At 64.9% G+C, this 24,434-nt stretch carries 25 protein-coding genes; 8 read left to right on the top strand and 17 right to left on the bottom strand.

Annotated features, from left to right (window positions below; all coding sequences use genetic code 11):
* Positions 1-56: 56 nt before the first annotated feature.
* Genes AXW83_RS04985 through AXW83_RS04950 form a run of 8 tightly spaced genes read right to left on the bottom strand, consistent with a single transcriptional unit; the run spans position 57 to position 7,878 of the window.
* Positions 57-1,034, bottom strand: a complete 978-nt coding sequence (locus AXW83_RS04985; protein ID WP_066611181.1) for an ABC transporter ATP-binding protein — start codon at positions 1,032-1,034, stop codon at positions 57-59.
* Positions 1,031-2,026 (bottom strand): ABC transporter ATP-binding protein, encoded by a 996-nt coding sequence (locus AXW83_RS04980; protein WP_066611179.1) that lies wholly within the window; start codon positions 2,024-2,026, stop codon positions 1,031-1,033. Before AXW83_RS04980 ends, AXW83_RS04985 begins: the two co-directional genes overlap by 4 nt.
* Positions 2,023-2,811 carry an SDR family NAD(P)-dependent oxidoreductase gene (locus tag AXW83_RS04975; RefSeq protein WP_066611177.1) on the bottom strand — a complete coding sequence of 263 codons (789 nt, stop codon included), beginning with the start codon at positions 2,809-2,811 and terminating at the stop codon, positions 2,023-2,025. Before AXW83_RS04975 ends, AXW83_RS04980 begins: the two co-directional genes overlap by 4 nt.
* Before the next feature lie 7 nt (positions 2,812-2,818).
* Positions 2,819-3,697 (bottom strand): ABC transporter permease, encoded by an 879-nt coding sequence (locus tag AXW83_RS04970; protein WP_066611176.1) that lies wholly within the window; start codon positions 3,695-3,697, stop codon positions 2,819-2,821.
* Positions 3,694-4,614: an ABC transporter permease gene (locus tag AXW83_RS04965; protein WP_066611174.1), complete on the bottom strand. Its 921-nt coding sequence runs from the start codon at positions 4,612-4,614 to the stop codon at positions 3,694-3,696. Before AXW83_RS04965 ends, AXW83_RS04970 begins: the two co-directional genes overlap by 4 nt.
* Before the next feature lie 34 nt (positions 4,615-4,648).
* Positions 4,649-6,154 carry an ABC transporter substrate-binding protein gene (locus AXW83_RS04960; RefSeq protein WP_066611172.1) on the bottom strand — a complete coding sequence of 502 codons (1,506 nt, stop codon included), beginning with the start codon at positions 6,152-6,154 and terminating at the stop codon, positions 4,649-4,651.
* Between the two features lie 19 nt (positions 6,155-6,173).
* A complete protein-coding gene (locus tag AXW83_RS04955; RefSeq protein ID WP_066611170.1) occupies positions 6,174-7,112 on the bottom strand; it encodes a polysaccharide deacetylase family protein in 939 nt (312 codons plus the stop codon).
* A gap of 4 nt (positions 7,113-7,116) precedes the next feature.
* Positions 7,117-7,878, bottom strand: coding sequence for an SDR family NAD(P)-dependent oxidoreductase (locus tag AXW83_RS04950; RefSeq protein ID WP_066611168.1), 762 nt, complete (start codon positions 7,876-7,878; stop codon positions 7,117-7,119).
* A gap of 81 nt (positions 7,879-7,959) precedes the next feature.
* On the opposite strand from AXW83_RS04950, the gene AXW83_RS04945 reads away from it, so the two are divergent.
* Positions 7,960-8,721: an IclR family transcriptional regulator gene (locus AXW83_RS04945; protein WP_066611166.1), complete on the top strand. Its 762-nt coding sequence runs from the start codon at positions 7,960-7,962 to the stop codon at positions 8,719-8,721.
* Positions 8,722-9,124: 403 nt separating this feature from the next.
* Here the strand turns inward: AXW83_RS04945 and AXW83_RS04940 are convergent, their stop codons facing one another.
* Positions 9,125-10,282, bottom strand: coding sequence for a substrate-binding domain-containing protein (locus AXW83_RS04940; protein WP_168166061.1), 1,158 nt, complete (start codon positions 10,280-10,282; stop codon positions 9,125-9,127).
* Between the two features lie 135 nt (positions 10,283-10,417).
* Between AXW83_RS04940 and AXW83_RS04935 the strand changes: the two genes are divergently transcribed.
* Genes AXW83_RS04935 through AXW83_RS04915 form a run of 5 tightly spaced genes read left to right on the top strand, consistent with a single transcriptional unit; the run spans position 10,418 to position 16,124 of the window.
* The gene (locus AXW83_RS04935; RefSeq protein WP_236841819.1) at positions 10,418-11,701 is read left to right on the top strand and encodes an extracellular solute-binding protein; all 1,284 of its coding nucleotides are present in this window, start codon (positions 10,418-10,420) and stop codon (positions 11,699-11,701) included.
* A 12-nt stretch (positions 11,702-11,713) separates the two neighbouring features.
* The gene (locus AXW83_RS04930; RefSeq protein WP_066611157.1) at positions 11,714-12,646 is read left to right on the top strand and encodes a carbohydrate ABC transporter permease; all 933 of its coding nucleotides are present in this window, start codon (positions 11,714-11,716) and stop codon (positions 12,644-12,646) included.
* A gap of 1 nt (position 12,647) precedes the next feature.
* A complete protein-coding gene (locus AXW83_RS04925) occupies positions 12,648-13,499 on the top strand; it encodes a carbohydrate ABC transporter permease (protein ID WP_066611155.1) in 852 nt (283 codons plus the stop codon).
* Positions 13,500-13,518: 19 nt separating this feature from the next.
* Positions 13,519-15,027 (top strand): argininosuccinate lyase, encoded by a 1,509-nt coding sequence (locus AXW83_RS04920; RefSeq protein ID WP_066611154.1) that lies wholly within the window; start codon positions 13,519-13,521, stop codon positions 15,025-15,027.
* On the top strand, positions 15,027-16,124 hold the full coding sequence (locus tag AXW83_RS04915) for an ABC transporter ATP-binding protein (RefSeq protein ID WP_066611151.1): 1,098 nt from the start codon (positions 15,027-15,029) through the stop codon (positions 16,122-16,124). Before AXW83_RS04920 ends, AXW83_RS04915 begins: the two co-directional genes overlap by 1 nt.
* Positions 16,125-16,351: 227 nt before the next feature.
* Here AXW83_RS04915 and AXW83_RS26405 read toward each other — a convergent pair whose 3' ends face one another.
* Positions 16,352-16,627: a LysR substrate-binding domain-containing protein gene (locus AXW83_RS26405; RefSeq protein WP_082767458.1), complete on the bottom strand. Its 276-nt coding sequence runs from the start codon at positions 16,625-16,627 to the stop codon at positions 16,352-16,354.
* On the opposite strand from AXW83_RS26405, the gene AXW83_RS04910 reads away from it, so the two are divergent.
* Together AXW83_RS04910 and AXW83_RS04905 are read left to right on the top strand one after the other, a co-directional pair.
* A complete protein-coding gene (locus tag AXW83_RS04910; protein ID WP_236841818.1) occupies positions 16,584-17,246 on the top strand; it encodes an NAD(P)/FAD-dependent oxidoreductase in 663 nt (220 codons plus the stop codon). The two genes, AXW83_RS26405 and AXW83_RS04910, sit on opposite strands and share 44 nt — an antisense overlap.
* A 451-nt stretch (positions 17,247-17,697) precedes the next feature.
* Positions 17,698-18,639, top strand: a complete 942-nt coding sequence (locus tag AXW83_RS04905; RefSeq protein WP_066611149.1) for an IS630 family transposase — start codon at positions 17,698-17,700, stop codon at positions 18,637-18,639.
* A gap of 12 nt (positions 18,640-18,651) precedes the next feature.
* On the opposite strand, the gene AXW83_RS04900 is transcribed toward AXW83_RS04905, so the two are convergent.
* The 7 genes from AXW83_RS04900 to AXW83_RS04875 all read right to left on the bottom strand — a co-directional run bounded on the left by AXW83_RS04900 (position 18,652) and on the right by AXW83_RS04875 (position 23,877).
* A complete protein-coding gene (locus AXW83_RS04900; protein WP_066619851.1) occupies positions 18,652-19,791 on the bottom strand; it encodes an enolase C-terminal domain-like protein in 1,140 nt (379 codons plus the stop codon).
* Positions 19,792-19,802: 11 nt separating this feature from the next.
* Entirely contained in the window at positions 19,803-20,558 is a 756-nt protein-coding gene (locus AXW83_RS04895; protein ID WP_066611147.1) for an SDR family NAD(P)-dependent oxidoreductase, read from the bottom strand.
* Positions 20,558-21,355, bottom strand: coding sequence for an amino acid ABC transporter ATP-binding protein (locus AXW83_RS04890; protein WP_066611145.1), 798 nt, complete (start codon positions 21,353-21,355; stop codon positions 20,558-20,560). The genes AXW83_RS04895 and AXW83_RS04890 overlap by 1 nt, the downstream gene beginning before the upstream one ends.
* 10 nt (positions 21,356-21,365) lie before the next feature.
* Positions 21,366-22,028, bottom strand: a complete 663-nt coding sequence (locus AXW83_RS04885; RefSeq protein WP_066611143.1) for an amino acid ABC transporter permease — start codon at positions 22,026-22,028, stop codon at positions 21,366-21,368.
* 199 nt (positions 22,029-22,227) lie between these two features.
* Positions 22,228-23,079 (bottom strand): transporter substrate-binding domain-containing protein, encoded by an 852-nt coding sequence (locus tag AXW83_RS04880; protein WP_066611141.1) that lies wholly within the window; start codon positions 23,077-23,079, stop codon positions 22,228-22,230.
* A 309-nt stretch (positions 23,080-23,388) separates the two neighbouring features.
* A complete protein-coding gene (locus AXW83_RS26965) occupies positions 23,389-23,553 on the bottom strand; it encodes a hypothetical protein (RefSeq protein ID WP_156639802.1) in 165 nt (54 codons plus the stop codon).
* A gap of 21 nt (positions 23,554-23,574) precedes the next feature.
* The gene (locus AXW83_RS04875) at positions 23,575-23,877 is read right to left on the bottom strand and encodes a saccharopine dehydrogenase family protein (protein WP_066611139.1); all 303 of its coding nucleotides are present in this window, start codon (positions 23,875-23,877) and stop codon (positions 23,575-23,577) included.
* Positions 23,878-24,434 lie beyond the last annotated feature (557 nt).

Here is a 24,434-nt window from a genome sequence, read left to right as displayed (position 1 = left end):
TTTCGCGTGCAAGCGATAAGCGAACTCGGGAGGCGCGGGATGGGCGACTGCCAAGTTCAGGCATGATGGCAAGCGACCCGCGCTCCGTCGGGTTTCGTCGCCAGCTCGGGCCGCTCGATCGAACAGATCGGGGTCGCCAGCGGGCAGCGGGTGTGAAACGCGCATCCCGGCGGCACGTTGGACGGGCTCGGCAATTCGCCGGTCAGCATCGTGCGCGTCTTTGTACGCTGGGCCACGGGATCGGGCTCCAGCACGGCCGACATTAGGGCGCGGGTATAGGGGTGCTTGGGCGCCGCAAACAGCGCGTCGCGCGATGCCAGTTCGACGATGCGGCCGAGATACATCACCGCGACCCGGTCGCAGATGTGCCGGACCACGGCGAGGTCGTGCGAGACGAACAGATAGGACACGCCGATGCGGCGCTGCAGATCGACCAGCAAATTGAGAATCTGCGCACGCACCGAGACGTCGAGTGCCGAGACCGGTTCGTCGCAGACCACCAGCGCCGGCTCCAGCGCGAGAGCGCGAGCGATCACGACGCGCTGGCGCTGCCCGCCTGAGAACTGATGGGGATAGCGCGTCGCATGCTCTGGCTTGAGGCCGACCTGGTCGAGCAGTTGTGCGACGCGCTCCTTCAGTGCCCGCCCTTTGGCGATGTCGTGCACGGCCAGCGGCTCGCCGATGGCGGCCCCTATCGTCGCGCGCGGATTGAGCGAGAGCGCTGGATCCTGGAAGATCATCTGCACATTGCGGCGCACCGCGCGCAGGGTCGCGGCATCGGCGCCTGCGACCTCCTTGCCCTGGATCCTGATACTGCCGCGCGTCGGCCGCTGCAGCCCGACGATGGCGTTCGACAGGGTCGACTTGCCGCAACCGGATTCGCCGACGAGACCCAGCGTCTCGCCCGGAGCGACCGTCAGGTCGACGCCGTCGACGGCTCGCACCGGCTTGGGCAGCGGCTTGAAGAGGCCGGGGCGCGCGCCGAAATGCACTGCGACGTCGCTGACGGCGAGGACCGGAGGCGCTACGCTCATGCCGCCACCCGCGCAATCTCATGGGCCCGGTCGGCGTGCCAGCAGGCGGAGAAATGGCCCGGCCGATGCGCCAGCAGCGGCGGCGTCTGCGCATGGCAGCGCGCGTCGGCCAGCGGGCAGCGCTCGCTGAAGCGGCAGCCCGGCCCGAAACGCTCCGGCGAGGGTACGCTGCCCTCGATGGTGGCGAGACGCTCCTTGGGCGAGACGTCGAGGCGCGGCACGCTGGCGAGCAGCAGCGCCGTATAGGGATGGGACGGGTTGGCGAAGATGGCGTCGACGGGGCCGATCTCGGCGATCCGGCCGGCATACATCACCGCGACGCGGTCGGCGATGTCGGCGACCACGCCCATGTCGTGGGTGATCAGCACGATGCCGGTGCCGCGCTCGGCGACGAGCGTCTTCATCAGGTCGAGGATCTGCGCCTGGATGGTGACGTCGAGCGCGGTCGTCGGCTCGTCAGCGACTAGGATGTCGGGGCCGCAGATCAGCGCGATCGCGATCATCACGCGCTGGCACATGCCGCCCGAGAGTTCGAAGGGATATTGCGTCAACCGCCGGTCGGGATCGGAGATGCCGACCGAGACCAGCATGGCGCGCGCCCTGGCCAGCGCCGCGCGCCGGCCAACCTTGTGGTGCAGGCGATAGGCTTGCGCGATCTGCGAGCCCACCGTCGCCAGCGGGTCGAGCGAAGCGGTCGGCTCCTGGAAGATGATCGAGAGCCTTTTGCCTCGCAGGCGCCTGAGCTCCCGCTCCGACAGCGCGGCGAGGTCGAGCCCGTCCATCAGGATGCGGCCCTCCACCACCTCGGCAGCGTCGGGCAGGAGACCGAGGAGGGCAAAGGCGGTCAGCGACTTGCCGCAGCCGGATTCCCCGACCAGCGCCATCACCTCGCCGCAGCCCACGGTGAAGGCCACGCCGTCGACCACCGAAGCGCCGGCGATGTCGATGGTCAGGTTCTCGACCGTCAGCCCCTGCGCGCCTGTCTGCGTCATGCCTTGGCAGCCCCCTGCCCGAGTTCGCCGCTTTCGAAGGTGCCGATCGAGTTGCCGCCATCGACGCTCAGCACGGCGCCGGTAACGAAGCTCGCCTTGTCAGAGCAGAGATAGGCGATGGCCGCGGGTGCATCGCCTGGGCCGCTGGTGCGTCCGAGCGGAATCCGCGCAGCCATCCTGGCGACGTACTCCTCGCTGAGTTCGCTGACGGAGCTTCCCGGCGCAAATCCGGGCTCGACGGCGTTGACTCGGATGCGATGTGCGGCGAGTTCAAGCGCGAAACCTTTGGTCAGCCGCTCCAGCGCCGTCTTGGAGGTGCAGTACGGCACCGAGCCGTTGCGCATCTGGCGCGACGCACCCGACGAGATGTTGACGATCGCGCCCTGGCGCCCCTCTGCGATCATCAGCTTCGCCATTTCGCGGGTGACGAGGAAGGGCGCGCGCAGATTGACACCGAAGATCAGGTCCCATTCAGCGCCGGTCATCCCCAGCAGCGAGAATTTCGGATAGAGCCCGGCATTGTTAACGACAATGTCGGGCGCACCCCAGGCGGCCTTAACGGTCGCGGCGAGATCGGCGATCGAGGCCTCTTCGGTCAGTTCGGTGACATGCAGGACGACGCGGGACGGATCGAGCCCGAGTTCGACGACCATGGCGTCCAGCGCCTCACGGCGGTTGTCGGAGAGGCAGAGCCTTGCGCCCTCGCCGGCGAAATGGGCCGCGATCCAGCGTCCAAAGATGCCGGCCGCTCCGGTGACGACGACGCCCTTGTCGGAGAATTCCATGGTGACCTCAGCGCGAGCGGGAGCGGGGATCGAGCCTGTCGCGCAGCCAGTCCCCGAGAACATTGACGGACAAGACGAGCAGGAAAAGGCACGCACCCGGAAAGGCGACGATCCACCAGGCCCGCTCCACATATTGCCGGCCGACGCTCATGATCGAGCCCCAACTGGGCGCCGGCGGCTGGATGCCGAGCCCGAGAAAGGAGAGCCCCGCCTCGAATAGGATCATCAGGCCGAACTCGGCCGTCGCCACGACCAGCAGCGGCCCGGCGATATTGGGCAGCACATGCCGCAGCAGGATGCGGACCGTCCGCGCGCCGGCGAGTTCGGCGGCCTTGATATAGGGCAGATTGGCGACCTGCAGCGTCTGCGCATAGGCGACGCGGGTGTAACGCGGCCAGCGGGTCAGGGCGAGGACGAGGATCAGCTTGATGAAGCCGGGGCCGAGGACGGCGACGGTGAGCACCGCCAGCAAAACGGCGGGGATCGACAGCATGATGTCGACGAAGCGCATGATTAGCGTCTCGGTCCAGCCTCTGAACCACGCTGCCGCCATGCCGAGCGAAACCCCTACCAGCGTCGAGACCAGCACAGAGAGGAAGGCCACCGCGATCGAGACCTGTGAGCCGTAGAGAATGCGCGAGAGCAGGTCGCGGCCGAGGTCGTCGGTGCCGAGCAGATAGTGTTGCCCGGCCGAGGACACGGTGCCGGGCGGCCGCAGCCGCATCAGCAGGGTCTGTCGCATCGGATCGGCCGGCGCGAACCAGGGCGCCAGCAGAGCGAGCACGACGATGATCGCCAGGATCGCGGCAACCGCGACGATCGCCAGCGGAAAGGCGCGGGGGACGCGGCGCGCCGGCCGTCGCGGGGCTTGCGGAAGCGCGCTCACGAGGCCAGCCTGATGCGCGGATCGAGCACGGCATAGACGAGGTCGGCGAGCAGGCTCGTCAGCACGTAAACGATCGAGATCAGCAGCACGATCACCTGCACCACGAGAAAGTCGCGCGACTGGATCGACTGGATGGCCAACTGTCCGATGCCGGGCCAGGCGAAGACGGTCTCGACGATCACCGCGCCGGCGAGCAGGTTGCCAATCTCCAGCGCGGCGACCGTCACCACCGGGATCGCCGCGTTGCGCAGGACGTGACGGCCGACGGCACCGGCTTTCGACAGGCCGCGCGCACGCGCCGCCCGGACATAGTCCTTGCCGAGTTCGTCGATGATGGCGATGCGGGCCATGCGGGCGAAGGTCGACATCGAGAGAGCGCCGAGCGCGATCGCGGGCAGGATCAGCGCGCTGGCGCTGCCGGCGCCCGATGTCGGCAGCCATCCCAGCACGACTCCGAAGACGATGATCAGCAGCATGCCGGTCAGGAAGGTCGGCAGGCTCTGCCCGGTCAGGACCAGCGCCGACAGGCAGCGCTCGAACCAGCCGCCGCGCCACACCGCCATGGCGATGCCTGCCGGCAGTCCGATGAGCAGCGCGACGGTCAGTGCACCGAGCGCCAAAGCCACCGTATAGGGAACGCGAGACGCGACGATGTCGACGGCCGGGATGCGCTGAACCACCGAGACGCCGAAGTCGAGGCGCAGCAGCGAATGCAGGTAGTCGAGATACTGGACGGCGATTGGCCGGTCGAAACCGAGTTGCCGGCGCAGCGCATCGACCGCCTCCTGAGACGAGCCCTCCGGGACCAGCAGCAGCGTCGGGTCGCCGGAAAAGCGCATCACAACGAAGACGATGGTAAGCACGCCCACCACCGCGATCGCCGCCTGCACCAGCCGGCCGGCCGCATAGCGCAGCATCAGCCGCGTCTCCCCGGCATGATCCGCGCCGGGCTCACTTGGCCCAGCTCATGTCCATGACGAACAGCGATTCGTTGGGCGTCGGCTGCCATTTCAGTTCCTTGCGCGCCGCATAGGTCGCGAAGGACTGGTAGAGGCCCAGGCCCGGCACGTCCTGCCGCAGCACCTCGTAGGCCTTGCGGTATTCGACGATGCGCTTGGCATCGTCGAGCGTGCTGCGTGCCGCGTCGGCGGCCGTGTCGAAGGCCGGGTTGGAGTATTTCGACCAGGTGCTGCCGGTGCGGAACAGCGGGAAGATGATGCCGTCGGCATCCTGGCAGGCGCAGGACCAGACGCCGATGGCGAGTTGCCCGGCTTCCGCCGGTGTGCCCTGGCGGCGACGCAGGAAGGTCGCGTGGTCCAGCATCACGACATTCACCTTGAGGCCGACATCGTTGACCATCTGCTGGATCGCCTCGACGATGCGGCGGTCATAGGCCGGCGAGGTCAGGAAGGTCAGCTCCGCGCCTTCGGCCTTGGCCTCCTTGACCAGAGCCTTGGCCTTGGCGGGGTCGTAGCCGTAGCCCGCGATGTCGGCCTGGTAGCCGAAGATCGGCTCGGCGCCGATGCTGGCGACGGGCTTGCCCAAGCCCTGCAACAGTGCATCGATGATACCCTGCTTGTCGACGGCGTAGGCGATCGCCTGGCGCACCTTCAGGTCGGTCGTCGGACCGGCCTGGGCGTTGATGAACATGTAGCCGACGCGCTCGGTGGGCACGGTCAGCACGTTGAGCGCCGGCTCCTTCTTCAGAGCGATCGCCTCGTCGGGCGGCAGCAGCCGGACGAGATCGGCGCGGCCGGTCTTGAGGTCGGCGATACGGGTCGAGACGTCGGGCACCGCGCGGAACACGACGGTCTTGAACGGCGGCTTGCCGCGCCAGTAGGTCTCGACCGATTCCAGCGTCGCCTGCACGCCCTTCTGCCATTCCTTCAGCTTGTAGGGGCCGCTGCCGACCGGCTTCAGGTTGAACTCCTGGTCGCCGACGCGCTCGACATAGGCCTTCGGCGCGATCGAGAGCTTGACCAGCTGCGAGAGCAGCACCGGATAGGGCGATTTCGTGATCAGCACGACCTTGGCCGGCCCCTCGGCACGGGCCTCGACGATCTGGTTGAACTGCGAGAGCTGCGAGCTCTTCAGGTCCGGATTGGTGATGCGCTTGACGCTGAAGACGACATCGTCGGCCGTCAGTTTCGTGCCGTCATGGAACGTCACGTCGCTGCGCAGGTCGAATTCGATATGGGTGTCGTCGAGCGCACGCCACGCGGTCGCGATCTGCGGCACGATCTTGCCCGAGGCATCGCGCGTCACGAGGTTGTCGAAGATGTTGCGGTAGACGCCGTAGCTGTCGGCGTCCCATTGCAGATGCGGATCGAGCGTCGCCGCGTCGTTGGGCTGGTCGATCGTCAGGACGTCCTTGGGCGCCTGCGCCAGGGCCGGCTGCACCAAGGCGGGCAGGGCCAGGCCGGCCAGGATGGCGGCTGTTAGGGATAGTCGTCTCATGTCGTCCCTCCTCGTCCGTTCAAGCGGTTGCGCTGTCGTCTCGCGGTATCGACAACTCGGCCTCGGCGGCGCACCAGGCGGCAATCTCGGCATGGGTGGCGAACCAGACCGAGCCCTTCGCCTTCGCCGCGCAAATGATTTCGTCGAGGATCCAGATGCGCGAACGGTGCCCGCTGTGATGGGGATGCATCGTCAGCTGGAACAAACCGCCCTCTTCGCAGGCCAAATCGAGCTCGCGGCGGAAGATGTCGAGCACCATTTCCGGCCCACCATAGGGCCGCAGCGACATGGCGCGGTCCATGTTGAAATAGACCGCATCGTCGCGGATCCATTCGACCGGGACTTCGACGATCCCGGTCGACTTGCCACCATCGAGCAGCTCATAGGGCTCGTCGTCTGCCATCAGCGAGGAATCGTAGAGCAGTCCCATTTCGCGCACGATCTTGAGCGTCCAAGGGCTGAAATCCCAGGAGGCGGTGCGCATGCCCACCGGCCGCTGGCCGCTGAGGCTTTCCAGAACGTCGCGGGCTCTCAGGGTCAGGTCGCGTTCGGTCGCCTCGTCGAGCCGCGAATTGCTTTCGTGGATCCAGCTGTGGATGCCGATCTCGTGCCCGGCCTGCGCTACGGCCTTGATCTCCGCCTCGTTTAGCAGGGCCGCGACCGCAGGCATGAAGAAGGTGGCGGGCACGCCATGGGCCGCCAGTCGCGACAGGATGCGCGGCATGCCGGCGCGCGCGCCGTACTGGCCTTGGCTGATGCGCGAATAGGATTTGCCGCCATTGCGCAGCTCGATCGTCTCATGGTCGCTGTCAAAGGAGAGCGCGACGGCGAAGGCCGCGCCGCCCTTCCAGCGCGACGGCTTGAGGCTGCGTCCGGCTCGGACATGGGAGACGATGCCGCGCCAGGTCGGCTCGGGCCAGGTCCAGGGATCGCTGTCGATGGTGAGGGCTGCGTTCATCGGTTCAGCAATTGTAGTGGAAACCATCGACCGTAAAGGTCTGGCCGGTGATGAAACAGGGTTCCGACGTGGCGAGGAAGACCACGAGCTGTGCGATGTCGTCGGGAGTGCCGAGGCGGCGCAGGGCAATGTCGCGGGCTGCGATCTCGGGACCGCGCGCCCGCGTCACCGCATTGCCCAGTTCGGTCTGGATCAGGCCCGGGCAGATCGCGTTGACATGGATCGCCGGCCCCAATTCCTTGGCAAGCGAGCGCGTCATTCCCAGGATGCCGGCCTTGGCGGAGGCGTATGCGAAACGGCTGACGGCGGCGGTGACGCCGCCCGACAGCGCGTTTAGCGACGACATAGAGGCGATCCGCCCTGCGCCCTGCTCGAGCATCAGCGGCGCGACGGCCCGGACATAGTTGAAGCAGCTCTTTAGGTTGATCGCGATGGTACGGTCGAATTCTTCCTCGGTGATGTCCAGAATGCCCTTGGGCATGGCCTTACCGGCATTGTTGAGCAGGAAGTCGATCCGGCCGAACTGATCCTTGGCCGCATCGACTACCTCCTGCGCCCGACCGAAGGATGTGACGTCTGCATCGAAGATCGCGACCGCCCTGCCGAGATCGCCGATCTCGCCGGCCGTGCGTTCCATCTCCGGCACCAGCAGATCGACCAGGACGATGTCGTGGCCTGTCTTGGCCAGAGCAAGGGCGCAAGCTCGGCCGATCCCGCGCGCTCCGCCCGTCACCAGTGCGACCTTGTTCGTGCCTGTTCCGCTCACGCCGATATCCCGTCCGTTTCCGATTGAAGGTTAGGCTAACCCCGCCTATCCTGTTCAACAACCGGAATGTGGTTCAGATATATGAATCTCGAAGTGAAGTCCGCCGCGCGCGTCCTGGAGCTGATGGAGTATCTCGCCGGCTGCTCCGAGCCGGTGATGCTGAAGGACATTTCGCGCGAACTCGGCTTTCCTAAGAGCAGTGCCCATGCACTCGCCCAAACGCTGGTCTCGCGCGGTTATGCCATCCAGGACGCGACCGAACGCTATGTACTGGTGCATGGCAACCGACATGGCTCGGCCCTGCGGGCCCGCGAGGCGCGACTGCTCTCGGCCGCGCATCCAGTCATGGAACAGTTGCGCGAGAGCTCGGGCGAGACTGTGATCATCAGCGTGCGCACCGGCCGGGGCGAGGTGCGCCGGCTCGCCAAATGCGTCAGCCGGCAGGTCGTGCGCTACGATGTCGATCTCGATGCGCCCAGCGAAGCCTATTGCACCGCGACCGGGCGCATCCTGCTGGCCTATTGGGACGAGACCTCGGTCGAGGCCTATCTCTCGCGCAAGCGGATCGTGGCCTATTCGCCGACGACGATCACCGACGTGGCAGCCTTGCGGACGATCCTGAGCGAAGTGCGCGCGCAGGGCTTCGCGGTCAACGACCAGGAGTATGTGACGGGCTCGACGGGCGTCGCGGCGCCCGTGCGGGACCGCGAGCGGGCCGTGATCGCAGCGCTCAATATCGGCACCCTGACCAGCCGCTTCCACGAGCGCCGTCACGACATCATCGAAGCCGTGACCGAGAGTGCGGTCAGGATCAGCCGCCGGCTCGGCTTTGAGGGAGAGTAGGTAATGCAGGGCATACCCGCAGGAACCGTCCCGGCTGGCCTACTGCCTGTCTCCCGGACAGTGAGAGAAGCGAAGTTGACTTCCCGGCGGGATCCAAACCGGAACAATACCGTAGGTGTCCAATCCGGCTCTTTGAACAGCCGTAACCAAGGTTCCGATCACGATGGGTGCCGCATGCCCCTATCGCGGACGAAATGCGCCAAAAGCCGACATGAGGAACAAGCAGCTAAGCGGACCTAAGTTTGAGCCGCGTTGGAGCGTTCTAGGTCGAGCGCAACCAGAGGCAGCGCAAGGACGGCCTACCGCGCCGAGCGCACGTGCCCGCCTTTCGCTGCAAGTACCACCGCCTGCGCTGGGAGCGAGATATCGTGCTCTCGACGGTATGCGCAACACTAAGGGGGGACTAGCCGTCTGTATCAAAAACGCCGGCCACGACGGCGGTAGTCGACCTGTTAGATAGGCCCCTCGCAGTGCCCGCCAGGCCGACTGAATCGCGGAGAACAAGCTCGAAAGGCAGAATCTTGCGCGCTGCGGTCTGCGTCTTGGCCTCGATCAGATCGATCAGCATCATGGCGAGATCCTCTCCTGCCTGGCGAATAGATGTCTCGGTTGCCGTGAGGGGCGGAACGAACTGGTTAGCGCCGATCCCCCTGACGCCGTCATCATGGCAGACTACCGAAACATCCAAACCAACGCGAAGTCCGTGCTCGGCGATGGATCGGTAGACACCGCGTGCCTGAAAGACCGAACCGCAAATGAAGGCGGTCGGCGGCTCTGACCCGTCAAGGCGTCGCGTTGCGGTTTCATAGCCGGTCACCTCGGTCATCGAGACAAACTCAATGGCATCGGGCCGGGGCGTCAGGGCACGGGCTGCAAAGGCACGAAGGAAACTTTTCGCGCGCGCCGTCGCGTAGCGGAACCGCTCAAGCCCATTCACGAAGACGATGTTGCGGTGGCCGTAGTCGATGAGCAGGTTGGTCAGGCGCTCAAACGCCGTGTCGTTGTCGGTATCGACGAACGAATAGGGCTCACTCACCTCGCTGCGCCCATGTACCACGAACGGCAGCCCGAGCCTGTTCAGAAGAGCGATGCGGGCATCATCGACCAGCGGCCGTGTGATGATGACGCCGTCGACGGTCTTCGACGCAGCGAGTCTGCGCAGGACGGCTGCTTCATCATCCTCGAACGGCGTCAGCAGCAGGCTGTAGTTGCGGCGTGTGACCGCCGTCGAGATGCCAGCCAACACCTCGACGAAATTGGTTTCCGGAAGTTGCAGCCGCTCGATCGGGAAGACGAGCCCGATCGCCTCGGTTCGGCCGATCGCCAAGCTGCGTGCCCGCGCATTGGGTCGGTAGCCCATCGCTTCGGCGGCAGCGGTGACGCGGTGACGCGTCGTTTCGGGGATGCCGGGATGGGCGCGCAAGGCGCGGCTGACGGTCGATTGCGACAGCCCGAGTTCGATCGCAAGCGTCTTCAGATCAGGCGCAGCCTTCTGCAAGCGCTTGCTTTCGCGGCTGTCACCTCCACGAGCTCGTTCGTCCTGCGCCTCTAAGCGGTCCATCATTCAGCTCATTCGCCGCCGGATTGGGGCCAGATCTACCCTCGATGGTCAGTGTTGACAAACGCCACATGCCGCATAGCATGCAAGCGCTTGCATAATCACGCTGGAAAACAGCGGGCACTCGGAGGAGGCTTTATGAGCTTGATGACGATCACCCGTCGTTCTTTGCACAGGCCGATCGTGGCTGCGGCCCTGGCCCTCGGTGTTCTCGCCGCCGGCGTCGGCCGCGCCCACGCCGTCGAAATCCAATATTGGCAATACGTCTTCGACACCCGCGTTCAGGCGATGACCGAGGTGATCAAGCAGTTCGAGGCCGAGAATCCCGGCATCACCGTCAAGCAGGTCACCTTCCCTTATGCCGATTACCAGACAAGGCTGATCGCGGCCAAGGCGGCGGGACGCAGCCCGGAGGTGATGCAGCTCTTCTATGGCTGGCTTGACACCTTCATCGCCGGCAAGCTGGTGCAGCCCTTGTCGAAGGAGGCGTTCAAGGACGCCGAGATCGAGAACGAGTTCTTCCCGATCGTCTCGGCGATGAAGCGCAATGGCGAGTATTACGGATTGCCGACCGCCGTTCGCGCCATGGCGCTGTTCTACAACAAGGACCTGTTCCAGAAGGCAGGCCTCGACCCCGAGAAGCCGCCGCAGACGCTGGACGAGTTCGTCGCTGCCGCCAAGGCGATCGCCAAACGCGATGCCGGCGGCAACTTCCAGCAGGTCGGCATCGCGCTGGACATCGCCCGGCAGGACCACAACTGGTGGCGCGAGATCCTCGTGCGGCAGTATGGCGGCGAATCCTACTCGGCCGATGGCAGCAAGGTCGCTTACAACACCGAGGCCGGGGCCAAGTCGCTGGAATTCTATACCAGCCTGCAGAAGGTCCACCGCGTCGGCCAGGAAAGCTTCATGGACGAGGGACAGGCTGCCTTCCGTGGTGGCTTGGCCGGCATGGTGGTTGACGGCACGTTCCGTGTCGCCTCCTACAAGACGATCCAGTCCTTCAAATGGGGCGTCGCCGAACTGCCGACCGTCGACGGCAAGAAGGCCAATTTCGGCAGCTACTTCGCCAACGCTATCGCGGCCTCCGCGACCGGCGAGAAGAAGGCGGCGGCCGAGAAGTTCCTGCAGTTCATCTCGTCCGAGAAGGCGATGAAGGTCTGGCTTGAGAAGGTCGGCGAATTGCCCGCGCGCCGCGCCGTGGCGATGACTGACGCCAACGTCAACGACCCGATCTACGGCCCTTTCATCCGCGCCCTCTCCTATGCCTCGACGCCACCCATGGTCGATGAGGCGCAGCAGCGTCAGGTCTCGATCGACATGATCAACGGCGTCCTGCTGAAGGATACGCCGATCAAGGAGGCGCTGAAGGTGGCGGCCGATCGCGAGCAGGCGATCCTCGACAAGTTCAAGACCAAGTAAGAGGCGGCCGTCATGACTGCGGCGATATTTCGGCCTCCGAGCCCCGTCTCGGGGGGTGGCTGGGGGCGGCTGCCGATCTCGGCCAAGCAGATCATCTGGGCCTGGGCGTTTCTCGCCTTGCCGGTGATTTTCTTCACGGTCGTGCGCTTTTACCCGACGATCGAGGCGTTCTACATCTCGACGACGGATTGGGACCTGCTGAACGAGGCCAAATTCGTCGGCCTCGATAACTATCGCCGGCTCTTTGGCGACCCGGTGTTCTGGCAGGTCTTCCGCAACACCTTCGCCTATCTCGTCTTCGGCACGCCGATCGCGATCGTGCTGTCCTTCGCCATCGCCTATTATCTCGACCGGGTGACCGTCCTGCACGGCACGATCCGCGCGCTTTATTTCCTGCCCTACCTGACGACGGCGGCCGCGATGGCCTGGGTCTGGCGCTGGTTCTATCAGCCGGTGCCGATCGGCGTGATCAACAGCATGCTGGCTTCGGTCGGCCTGCCGACGCAGCCTTTCTTGCGCTCGATCGATCAAGCCCTGCCAGCGATCATGGCGACCGCGATCTGGGCACATCTCGGCTTCCAGATCATCATCTTCATGGCCGGCCTGCGCGCCATTCCGACGAGCTATTACGAGGCGGCGCGGATCGACGGTCTCGGCGAGGGCGCGATCCTGCGGCGCATTACCATTCCCTTGCTGAAGCCGACCACGGTCTTCCTCGTGGTGTTCTCCTCGATCGGATTCCTGCGTATCTTCGACCAAGTCTACAACATGACCAGCAACGATCCCGGCGGGCCGCTGAACTCGACCAAGCCGCTGGTGCTGATGATCTACCAGACCGCCTTCTCGTCCTACCAGATGGGCTATGCGGCAGCCCAGACCGTCGTGCTGTTCATCATCCTGTTTACGATCTCGATGGCGCAGCTCTGGATCCTGAGGAGCCGCTGACATGGTCGATCAAGCTGCCCAACCCGCAAGGCGCCAATCCAATATCCGCCCAGGCCGTATTGTGGCGTGGACGGTTCTGTTCCTCGGCGGCGTGGTGATGATGACGCCGCTGCTGTTCATGTTCTCGACCTCTCTGAAATCAGCAGGGCAGGTCTATGATCTGAAGCTGATCCCTACCGATCCGAGCTTCGCCAACTATATCAAGGTTCTCTCGGACGGGCGCTTTTCCCGCTGGTTTCTGAACTCGATCGGCATCGCCACCGTCGTCACGCTGTCCTGCCTGTTTTTCGACAGCCTGGTCGCCTACACGCTGGCGAAGTTCCGCTTTCCCGGCCGGCAGGTGGTGTTCTTGGCGATCCTTTCGACGCTGATGATCCCGACCGAAATGCTGGTCATTCCCTGGTACCTGATGGCGAGCAAGCTCGGCTGGGTCGACACCTATTGGGGCATCATGTTCCCCGGCCTGATCACGGCCTTCGGCGTCTTCCTGATGAAGCAGTTCTTCGAGACCGTGCCGGACGATTTTTTGGAAGCGGCGCGGATCGACGGGCTGAACGAATTCGCGATCTGGTGGAAGGTCGCCCTGCCGCTGGTGACGCCGGCGCTGTCGGCGCTGGCGATCTTCACCTTCCTCGGCAACTGGACGGCCTTCTTCTGGCCGCTGATCGTGACCACGGACTCCTCGCTCTACACGCTGCCGGTGGGGCTTTCGAGCTTCGCCGTCGAGCAATCCATCCAGTGGGAGCTGATCATGACCGGGGCCTCGCTCGCGACGATCCCGACGCTGATGATCTTCCTGTTCTTCCAACGCTACATCGTGCGCGGCGTCATGCTCGCGGGCGTCAAGGGCTAGACGGCTTCAAGGGCACAAGATGGGCATTCTGCAGGCCAACGACCACACTCGCTTTCCCGATCCGGTCTATCGGGCGACGGTGCTCAAGCCGCTTTTCGACGGCGCAAGGCTTCACCATGCCGGGGCGCTGCGCGCGATCGACCGGGCCCACCTGGTCATGCTGGTCGAGACGGGAATCCTGGACGCCGCCCAGGGCGCGGCGATCGCCAACGCCTTGCTGGCGATGGCGCGCGAGATCGATCCTGCCGCACTGGCCTATGGCGGCGACGTCGAGGATTATTTCTTCTACATGGAGCGGGAGCTGAAGGCCCGCGCCGGCACCGATATCGGCGGACGCCTGCACACGGCGCGCTCGCGCAACGACATCGACCACACCTTCCTGAAGCTCGGCTTCAAGCCCCGTATCGACGGAATGCTCGCTGCCTGTCGCGAGCTCCTGACGGCGCTGATCGAGGTTGCCAGGCGCGACCGCGACGTGCTGATCGTGGCCTACACCCATGGCCAGCCGGCCCAGCCGACGACCCATGGACATTATCTCGCAGCCATCATCGAAGTCCTGATCCGCGACATGGAGCGGCTGGAGGCGGCCCGCGAGATCGTCGACCTCTGCCCGATGGGCGCGGCCGCGATTACCACCTCGGGCTTTCCGATCGACCGGCATCGGGTCGCAGGCCTGCTCGGCTTCTCGGCGCCGCTGCAGAACTCCTATTCCTGCATCGCCGCCACGGACTACCTGACCTCGGTCTACAGCGCGATTGCGCTGATTTTCCTGCATCTTGGCAGGACCGTCCAGGATTTCCAGTTCTGGTCTAGCTTCGAGGTCGGGCAGCTCTATCTGCCCAACGCCTTCGTGCAGATCTCGTCGATCATGCCGCAGAAGCGCAATCCGGTACCGTTCGAGCATCTGCGGCATCTCTCCAGCCAGGCTGTCGGCCGCTCGCGCGCCGTCATCGACGTGATGCACAACACGCCCTTTACCGACATGACCGACAGCGAGGCCGACACCCACGAGATGGGTTACCAGGTCTTCGATGTCGGTCATCGCGTGCTTGATCTGCTCACGGCGACGATCCGGGCCGGCCGCATCGACCCCGAGCGGGTCGCAGTCAATCTTAGTCGCTCCTGCGCCACCATCACCGAGCTCGCGGACTGGCTGGTGCGCAGTGAAGGTCTGTCCTTCCGGCTAGGTCACGAGATCGCGGCCGATGTCGCGCGCGGCGTGGTGGCGATGGCCGGCGATCTGCCCGGCGACGGCTATCCGGTCTTCCTCAAAGCTTTCGAACATCATGTCGGGCGCAAGCCCGCGGCGGATGTGGCGGAATTCGCCAAGATGATCTCGCCAGAGCATTTCGTCGCCGTGCGAGACCGTTTCGGCGGCCCGGCCCCGTCGGCCATGGACGCGGCGCTCACCAGCTACGAGGCCGTGTTCGAAGGGTTCGAGGCGCGAGCAACTGCCTTCTCCCGACACGAGGCCGAGGCTGCGGCCGAACTCGACCAGCGTGTTCTCGATATCGCACGAGGCGGGTGATGGCCAAAATCGAGCTCGACAAGATCTCAAAGCGCTATGGCAGCATCGCCACCGTCCACAGCATCGATCTGACGATCGAAGACGGTGAATTCGTCGTCCTCGTCGGGCCCTCCGGCTGCGGCAAATCGACGACCCTGCGCATGATCGCCGGGCTGGAGGCGATATCGGGAGGCACACTTCGGATTGGCGGAGAGGTGGTTAACAACCACGAGCCCAAGCATCGCAATATCGCGATGGTGTTCCAGAACTATGCGATCTATCCGCATCTGACCGTGGCCCAGAACATCGGCTTCGGTCTCTACACCTCGAAGCTCACCAAGGCCGACAAACAGGCGCGCATCGGCGAGACCGCGAAGATGCTTGGCCTCGAACCCTATCTTGATCGGCGGCCAGCCGCCCTCTCCGGCGGCCAGCGCCAGCGCGTCGCCATCGGCCGCGCGATGGTGCGCGACCCCGTCGCCTTCCTGTTCGACGAGCCGCTCTCCAATCTCGACGCGCAGCTTCGCGGACAGATGAGGCTGGAGATCAAGCAACTGCATCAGCGCCTGCGCAGCACCATCGTCTTCGTCACCCATGACCAGGTCGAGGCGATGTCGCTGGCAGACCGCATCGTCGTCATGCGCGAGGGTCGCATCCTGCAGGTCGGCGCGCCGATGGAACTCTACAACCGCCCCGTCGACATCTTCACCGCGCGCTTCATCGGCACACCTGAGATGAACATGATCGATGCGACGGTCACGGATGCCGGCCTGGACGCCGGTGCCAATGGTCCCTCGCTGCGCCTGACCGGCCTGCCGGTTCGAACCGACGCCGGCCGCGCGATCGTTCTCGGCATCAGGCCGCAGGAACTCACTTTGCTCACGGATGGACGCGACGATTTTCCGATTAGGATCGAAGGAAAAATCCGCGTCGCCGAACCCCAGGGACCTGAGACCTTCGTGCTGGTGGACCTGCCAGCCGGCCACATCGTCGCGCGCGCGCCGGCAACAGCGATCCTGCGCCCCAACGACACGGTCGCATTCGGTGCCCATCCCGACAGTCTACGCGTGTTCGATAAGGACACAGAACGACTGCTAGCGGCACTACCCGCCGTCTGATCGCTCGCATGCTCAACGAAACGATCGAAGCGTCGGCGGATGTGCAGTTTCTGCCCAGACGCAACCGGTTACCGAGTTGAAAGCTGGCGGCGACCAGCCGCGCAAGCATGGCCGCTCGCGAACTTACTATCCTTGTACGGCACTGCGGCTCTTCTTCAATTTCACGCTGGACCCGATCGGCTTCGACAACCGCAAGGGCCGGCATCCGAAACCCTTCACACCTGCAGTCACCACTTCAGCATCGGCAGGGCTCTAATCTCCATGGCAGTCTCAGGCAGGATCACGCCCCCCTTCCCGGCCCGCACCATACCGGCGGCCATCGACATGTAGGTCGCGTCGGCTGCAACTTCCGCCTCCAGCCCCTCGGCCGCGATTGCAGCATCGACCACGGCGCGAACGCTCGTCGAGCGTGACATCAGGACGAGCGGGTGGCGTGTCACCGCCGCAAGCCTGGGCGAGGTGCCGTCGTCCAGCGCGTGCCCTGCCGAGAACACGGCGTGCATCCTGTCGACGCTGCTCACAGCAGTTCGAGCTGCGCACGAACTTGCCTGCGGATCGCTGGTCAACGCCTCTGGAGCCTGGGCCGTCGAGACAGCGGAATGCTTCGGGGAGACCGCGTCGCTCTTCGCAGCCGAACCGCCGCAATTCGCCACGGAGCCCCTGCCCTTCCTGATCGCCCCGTCGCTGCAGACGATCGACGGCTCGGTCATCGCTTCCCAGACCGAGCGAGGCAATGTCATCGTCGCCGGTTATCCGCGCACGGCGGCGGATACGACCGCAAACCGCGCCCCGGTGCCGCCGGTCAAGACGGTGGCGGCGATGCGCGCACTGGCGCGGGTGGTTCCGGCACTGGCGCATGGCCATGTCATCCGCGTCTGGCCGGGGATCGAAGGCTATCTGCCCGACATGATCCCGGTGATCGGGCCGAGCCTGACCGCACTAGGCCTGTTCCACGCCTTCGGGTTCTGCGGGCATGGCTTCCAGATCGAGCCGGGCGTGGGCCTTTGCCTAAGCGAACTGATCCTCGACGGCGCCACACCGACACCGCTCGAACCGTTCTCGATCGCCCGCTTCCGGCGCGAGGCCGTCGTCAGCGACAAATTCCGCAAGGAGTTTGATTGACCGAAGATCGAACGCGAGTTCCTGGACGTGACCATACCGTAAGTGCGCCGGCAAGGCGCCGGTCTTACATCGCTGCTCGTTGATTTGCGCCAGGAGCGACTTAGGCGCCCTGCCGAGCAACCGAACGTTTCTGCATCGACATCTGGACCGTAAAACCGGCATGGACGCAGTCAACGGCGCGACGGTCTCCGCCACGCCTCCAGTTCGCCAGCATAAATACGCGTGCCGTTCGCAAGGATCGATGGTGACGCGATGACCGACCTTCAGCAGGTCCAGCACGGTCGCAGCGCCGACGCTGCCCGCCCGATGACGACCACATGCAGAGCATCGTCCTGTCTTCCCTCTGGAGAAATCGCGCGGTTAGAGCGTGCTGCTTTTCAGCGGAATCGGGATTCGCAAATCTGTTGGATCGTGATTCAAGATGTCTGCCGGGATAAGGCGGCCGGCCGAGATGACGCGACCTTACTCTGAAGACCTTCGCGAGCGGGCTCTGGCACGGTTCGAGGCGGGCGAGACGATCCGCTCGATCGGAGCGGCTTTGAAGATCAGTCCGTCCTGCGTTTCGAAGTGGCGCAAGCTCAAGGCGCAGACGGGCTCGCTCGACCACGGCAAGATCGGCGGGCACAAGAAGCCGCGGCTGTCGGGCGAGACGGCCGACTGGTTGCGCGAACGCTGCCGCTCGGGGCCGTTCACGACGCGTGGCCTGACGGTGGAACTGCTGGCGCGCGGCATCAAGAGCGACCGGCGCAGCGTCTGGCTCTTCCTCCATGCGCAGGGGCTGAGCTTCAAAAAAACCGTACTGCCGGCCGAACAGAGCCGACCTGACATCGCCCGCAAGCGAGAGCGCTGGAAGGCGCATCAGGGCCGCATCGACCCGCGCCGCCTCGTCTTCATCGACGAGACCTGGATCAAGACAAACATGGCACCGCTACGCGGCTGGGGGCGCAAGGGCGAGCGCCTTCAGGCGCGTACGCCGCATGGTCACTGGAAGACATTGACCTTCATCGGGGCGCTCAGGGTCGACCGCGTCGATGCGCCTCTCGTGATCGACGGCCCGATCAACGGCGAACTCTTCACCCTGTATGTCGAGAAGGTTCTCGCACCGACGCTGGCCAAGGGCGACATCGTCGTCCTCGACAATCTCGGCAGCCATAAGGGCCAGGCCGCCCGTCGCGCTATCCGCCAGGCCGGCGCCCACATGCTCTTCCTGCCGCCCTACAGTCCCGATCTCAATCCGATCGAGCAACTCTTCGCCAAACTCAAGCACTGGATGCGCGACGCAGAGGCCAGAACCGTCGAGGCAACATGGCGAAAGCTCGGAGACCTGCTCGACCTCGTCTCAACAAACGAATGTGCGAACTATCTCACAAACGCTGGATATGCTGCCGTATAAATGAAGCACGCTCTAGCGCTCCGCCAATACGCGCGCATTGGCGCGCACCAAGCGTTCGCTGACGCTGATGCCGAGGCCAGGCCCGACCGGCACGACGACATGGCCGTTGCGGTTGGCTATCTTCTCCTCGAGCACGTCCTCGGTCAGGACATGGTGGGGCATGTAGAACTCGCAGCCGAGTGAAATGCCGGGCGTCGCGGCGATCAGCTGAGTGCCGGCAGCGAGCCCGATGCCGCCCTCCCAGAGCGTCCCGCCATAGCCCGGCAATCCTGCCGTGTCGGCGATGGCCATGATGGCCTGCGCCTTCATCAAACCGCCCGCCTTCATCAGCTTGACCGAGATCGCATTGGCCGCCTTGAGGCGGATGATCTCCATCAGATCGCGCGTATCAAAGCAGCTCTCATCGGCCAGGATCGGCGTGTCGAGCGCCGCGACGAAGGACGCCATCGCATCGAGATTGTCGCGCGGTACCGGCTGCTCGATGAAGGTCGGCTGGAAGACATCGACATCGCGCAGGATCTTGATCGCCCCGAAGGGCTGCAGCGCCTGATTGTAGTCGAGCCGCAGGTCGATCGCCTCGCCGAACTCCGAACGCATCGCCTCGAGATGGGCGAGGTCCTCGCGGTGCGGCTTCACCCCGGTCTTGACCTTGTAGATCACGTTGCCGGCGGGAACCATCAACCGCATCCGCTCCAGATCGGCGGCGAAATCCGGGTCGGCGATCGAGAATGAGAGCGGGATGGTGTCGCGCACGCGCCCACCGAGCAGATCCGCGACCGACAGGCCGGACTGCTTGCCGACGATGTCGAACAGCGCCATCTCGATCGCGACCTTGGCCTCGGCATGCCCGACCAGCGCCCTGTCGAGCAGCGCCATGGTCTCGCGGATACGCCGGACCGGACGCCCCAGCAGGATCGGCCGGAGATAGACGTCGATGGCCGCCAGCGCCGCTTCGGCGGTGCCGGTGAAGACCTCCCAGGGCGCGGCCTCGCCCCAGCCGACCACGCCGTCGCCGGCGGTCAGCTCGACCAGCACGCGCTTGACCGTGCCCTTGACGTTCCCGACGCCCTGGAGCCGTGCCATCTTGATCGGGCTCTCGATGAAAAAGAGCCGGATGCGTTCGACCGTTGCAGCGCTCGTGACTTGGTTCATGACCTGCAGGCTCACACGAGCCCCCCGTTGACGTGGATCGTCTGGCCTGTGACGTAGGACGCCGCCGACGAGGCGAGGAAGCCGATCACGGCGGCAACCTCTTCCGGGAAGCCACGGCGCCCGAGCGGAATGATCGCCTCCATGCTGGCGATGGCCTCCGGAGAGAGCTTGCTGCCCTTGCTGTCGTCCTTGCGGATAAGACCGGGCGCGACGGCGTTCACAGTGATGGCGTCGACCGCCAGTTCATGCGCCATCAGCCGGACAGTGGTCTCCAGCGCCGATCGGCTGGCCGCCGTCGCCGCGAAGGCTTGCATGTCCGTGCGCAGCGCATGCGCGACGAAGGACGAGGTCGCGACGATGCGGCCGCTACCGCTGGCCTTCAGGAGCGAGCGCGCCGCCCGCGCCATGCGCATCAGCGCAACCACGGATTCGTCGATGGCCCGCACGAGTTCGGCTTCCGGCAAATCCATGATGCCACCCTTGCGGGCATGGCCCGCGACGGCGATGACGCCGTCGAGCCGACCGAAGCGTTCGGCGCCGAGACCGATGGCCCGTTCCACGGTCTCCGTCGCCGCGATATCGCCGAGGACGGTCACGGGCATCGCCCCCGCGGCTCGAGCCGTCTCGGCGACGGCATCAAGGCCCGACTGGTTGGAGCCGGTATGCAGCACAAGGCCGATGCCCGGGCCTGCAAGCGTGAGCGCCGTCGCGCGGCCGATACCGCTCGCCGCCCCGGTGACGAGATAGACGCGTTGAAGAACGGCCATCAGGATGCCGCGCCGCCGACCGGCTGGGCTGCCCCACCGCGGTGGAAATGACCGAGAAAGGCCTGCGTTGCCGCTTCGCGCGGCGCGTCGATGACCTGCCGGGCAGGCCCCTCCTCGACGACGACGCCGTCGCGCATGAAGATCACCCGGTCGGCGACCTCGCGCGCAAAGGCGATCTCATGGGTGACGATCACCATCGTCATGCCCTCGGAAGCGAGCTTCTGCATCACGCCCAGCACCTCGCCGACGAGCTCGGGATCGAGCGCCGAGGTCGCCTCGTCGAAGAGCATGACCTCTGGCTCCATGGCGAGGGCACGCGCGATGGCGACGCGCTGCTTCTGGCCCCCCGAGAGCCGGCTCGGATATTCGTCGGCCTTGTCGGTGAGCCCAACCTTGGCGAGCAGCGCCAGGGCGTGTTCGCGCGCCGCCGCCTTGCTCTTGCCACGCACGGTGACCGGCGCCTCCATGACGTTGCCGAGCGCCGTAATGTGCGGGAACAGGTTGAAGTGCTGGAAGACCATGCCGGTCCCGGCGCGGAACCGGGCAAGCTCGCGCGTGCCCGGCAGCTTGGTGCCCGGCCCAAAGGCGAAGCTGTCCGAGCCGACGCGCACCTGACCGCCATTGGGCGTCACCAGCAGGTTGATGCAGCGTAGCAGCGTCGATTTGCCCGAGCCCGACGGGCCGATCAGCGCGACGACTTGGCCCTGATCGACGCTGAGATTGATGTCCTTGAGGACGACGAGATCGCCGAACTGCTTGCGCAAGCCCGCGATCTCGATCTTCGACTGAGTGTCCATCTCCAAAGCCTCAATCGCTCGTGGACAGCTTCTTCTCGCCCTGCCGGACGATCACCGTCAGCGGGAAGAGAAGCACGAAATATGCGACTGCCACGGCGCTGTAGACCTCCAGCGAACGGTAGCTGTCATGGGCGGCGATCTGGCCCTGATAGAGCAGGTCCGGCACAGCCAGCACAGAGACCAGCGAGGTGTTCTTGAACTGGATGATCGACTGGTTCATCAGCGGCGGCACCATGCGCTTGAGCGCCTGCGGCAGGATGATCCGCCGCATCGCCTGGAACGGTGTCATGCCGAGCGCGGCGGCGGCCTCCGGCTGGCCAGGGTCGATCGAGACGATGCCGCCCCGGATGATCTCGGCATAGAACGATCCGCCATAGAGCGACAGCGCCAGAATCGACGCCGTGACGGCCGAAATCTCGATGCCGCTCAGGATCGGCAGGGCATAGTAGAACCAGACCAGCTGCACGAGCAGCGGCGTGCAGCGAAAGATTTCGATATAGGCATGCGTCAGCCAGCGCAGCGGCGCGAAGGCCGAGAGCTTCGCCAACGCCCCCGCCAGCCCCACGACGAGGCCCAGGCTCACGATCGCGACAGTGAAGCCGACCGTGACGACGAGCCCGTTCAGGAACAGCCAGCGATAGCTCCAGAGGAAGGCGAAATCCCATTGGTACATGAGGCGAGGTCCGGTCGAGGGATGACATGCCGTGACAAGACCGTCACGCTATCCGGGAAAACCGCGCCGTCATCCCGGGCGACTGCAAGTCGACCCGGGATCCATTCCTGAACGTATCCGGCAAACGCTCCGGAATGGATCCCAGGTCTTCGCTTCGCTACGCCCGGGATGACAACGCGGCGGACTGAAACCAGCGCGATTACAGCGTGACGCCGGCCGGCATGTCGGCCTCGGTGATGCCGACCGCTTCCATGTTCTTGATGATGACGCTGCGGATCAGGCCGAGCCCACGGTTGAACTCCAGCCAGGTGTTGACGTAGTCGCGCCAGGTCTTGTCGGCCTCGCGGCGGAAGCCGGCATTCGAGGTCGTGGCGAAGACTGGCGTCGGGACGACGAGTTCGCCGAGCTGCGGGTTCTTCTTGAGCATGGTCAGCGAGAGCATCATCACAATGCACTGCGCATCGGCGCGGCCGGTCATGACGGCCGTGGCGGCTTCGTCCACGGCCTTGAAGCGCGAGATCTGTGCCTTGGGGCAGAGCCGCGTCGCGACCTGGTCCTGCGAGGAGCCGGCATCGACGGTGATCTTGACCGCCGGGTTGTTGAACTCGTCCCAGGTCTTCTTGCCGAGGCCCTTCTTGGCGATCATCGTGAAGGCGTTGTTGAACACCGGCACCGAGAAATCGATCACCAGCGCGCGCTTGGGCGTCGGGTTGAGGCCGAAGAAGATGTCGGTCTTGTTGGCCTGCAGATCGAGCACCGAGTTACCCCAGGTCGTCTCGATGATCTCAAGCTCGACCTCGAGCTCCTCGGCCAGCGCCTTGGACAGGTCGATGTAGAAGCCGCCCCACTGCCCCGTCGCGATGTCCTTGTTGTAGTAAGGCGCGGCGCCCGCGACGGCGCCGATCCGCAGCTTCTTGGTGCGGCGGATGCGCTCGAAGGCTGTCTCGGCGGCCGGAGCCGTCTGGGCCTGGGCCGACGAGACGAGACCGGCAGCAGCGAGGCCGGCAGCCGTGGCGCCGATGGCGGTAGCAATGTTCCTGCGCGAAATCATGGTGATCCCCTTTTATCGGTGCTTCGGTCGTCGCGGCGTGCCTGCGGCCTCGCCTGCCTTACTCGATTGGAAGCCCTTGGCAATCAAGCGGCATTTCGGGTGTCCTGATATGCGCCCGGAGTCGCATCGGCGCCACGGGATTCGCTTGCAAGCCGCGAGCCGGCCCGCGTCACGAGGAAGTCGGCGAGCGAGGTGTCCTCCTGGCGGACGAACACCTGCTGCGGCAGCTTGCCAACCCAGAAAGAGTTCGACCATGGCGACGCGACCGGCCGCCGTTGTGAGCTGGATCACGCTCATGGCCGGGGTCCGTCACAGCACGACGCAGTCCTCCTCCAGGCGTCCGGCCTTCTCGCCGATCCCGGTGACGAAGACGATGACCACATCCTTGCGGGTGAAGGGGGCGGAATGGCTGAGGATCCGCCGCATCGTCTCCTTGTCGTCGGCGAGTTCGAGCCCACGTAGCAGGAGCTTCATGATCTCGGCATGGCCGGGGTATCACAAAGTCTTGTAGCTCATATTGCGAACCTTGCCGGCCAGCGTCTCGGTCAGCGTCCCTAACCCGCCCGAGGTGTTGAACGCCTCAAAGGCGACGCCGTCGATCATGACGCTTTCGCGCCCCTCCAGCGCCGGCACCAGGATCGGCTTGCCGTCGAAGACGATCTCGCAAGGGTTGCAGTATTCGTTGATCAGCCCATCGACCGACCAGGTGACATTGTGGCGCAGCGCGTTGGTTGGGCAGAGCGGCAGCGCCCCAACCCGCATCTTGATCGTCTTCACGCTGCCGAAGCGCGCCGCCATGTCCGCACCGAGAATGCAGATGCAGCCCGGCGCCGGTCCGCATTGGGGCACCAGTGCGACGCCGGCTGCGGCACCGATCCGCTTGATGTAAGCCGTCGTTCGACATCCTGGGTCAGGTCGAAATAACGCCTGGTCGACCGCGATGTGGCGATGCCCTTGTTAAGGAAATAGGGGCATGCGCTGACGACGATGTCGCGCGCCGTCAGGAAGGCGCGTAACCGCTCCAGATCACCGGCATCGACGACCTCGGTCGCAAAGCGCTGTCGGCCGCCTATTTTATATCCATACGGGAGTCAGACCTATAAATGATTTTATCTAACTAATTCAGATACTTAGATAAGTTTCTTTAACGCATTTGCACCATAATTTATACCATGATTCCTACCAGTTATCACAGCAGTTCAAATCGCAACATGGCGCCTGCGGCAGCCGAACGACGGGACCCTACGAATCCGTATCGCCGCCAACGTCTGGCGGCGAGATGAAGCCGAACGTCTGTAACTCTACCGGCGGATCGCGCCACTTCTGACGTTGGAAGCTCGCCAAGAACTGGACGT

The organism is Bosea sp. PAMC 26642 (assembly GCF_001562255.1).
Classification (GTDB): domain Bacteria; phylum Pseudomonadota; class Alphaproteobacteria; order Rhizobiales; family Beijerinckiaceae; genus Allobosea.
Note: the sequence above shows the minus strand (reverse complement) of the source record. Positions and strands in the feature narration are given on the sequence as shown.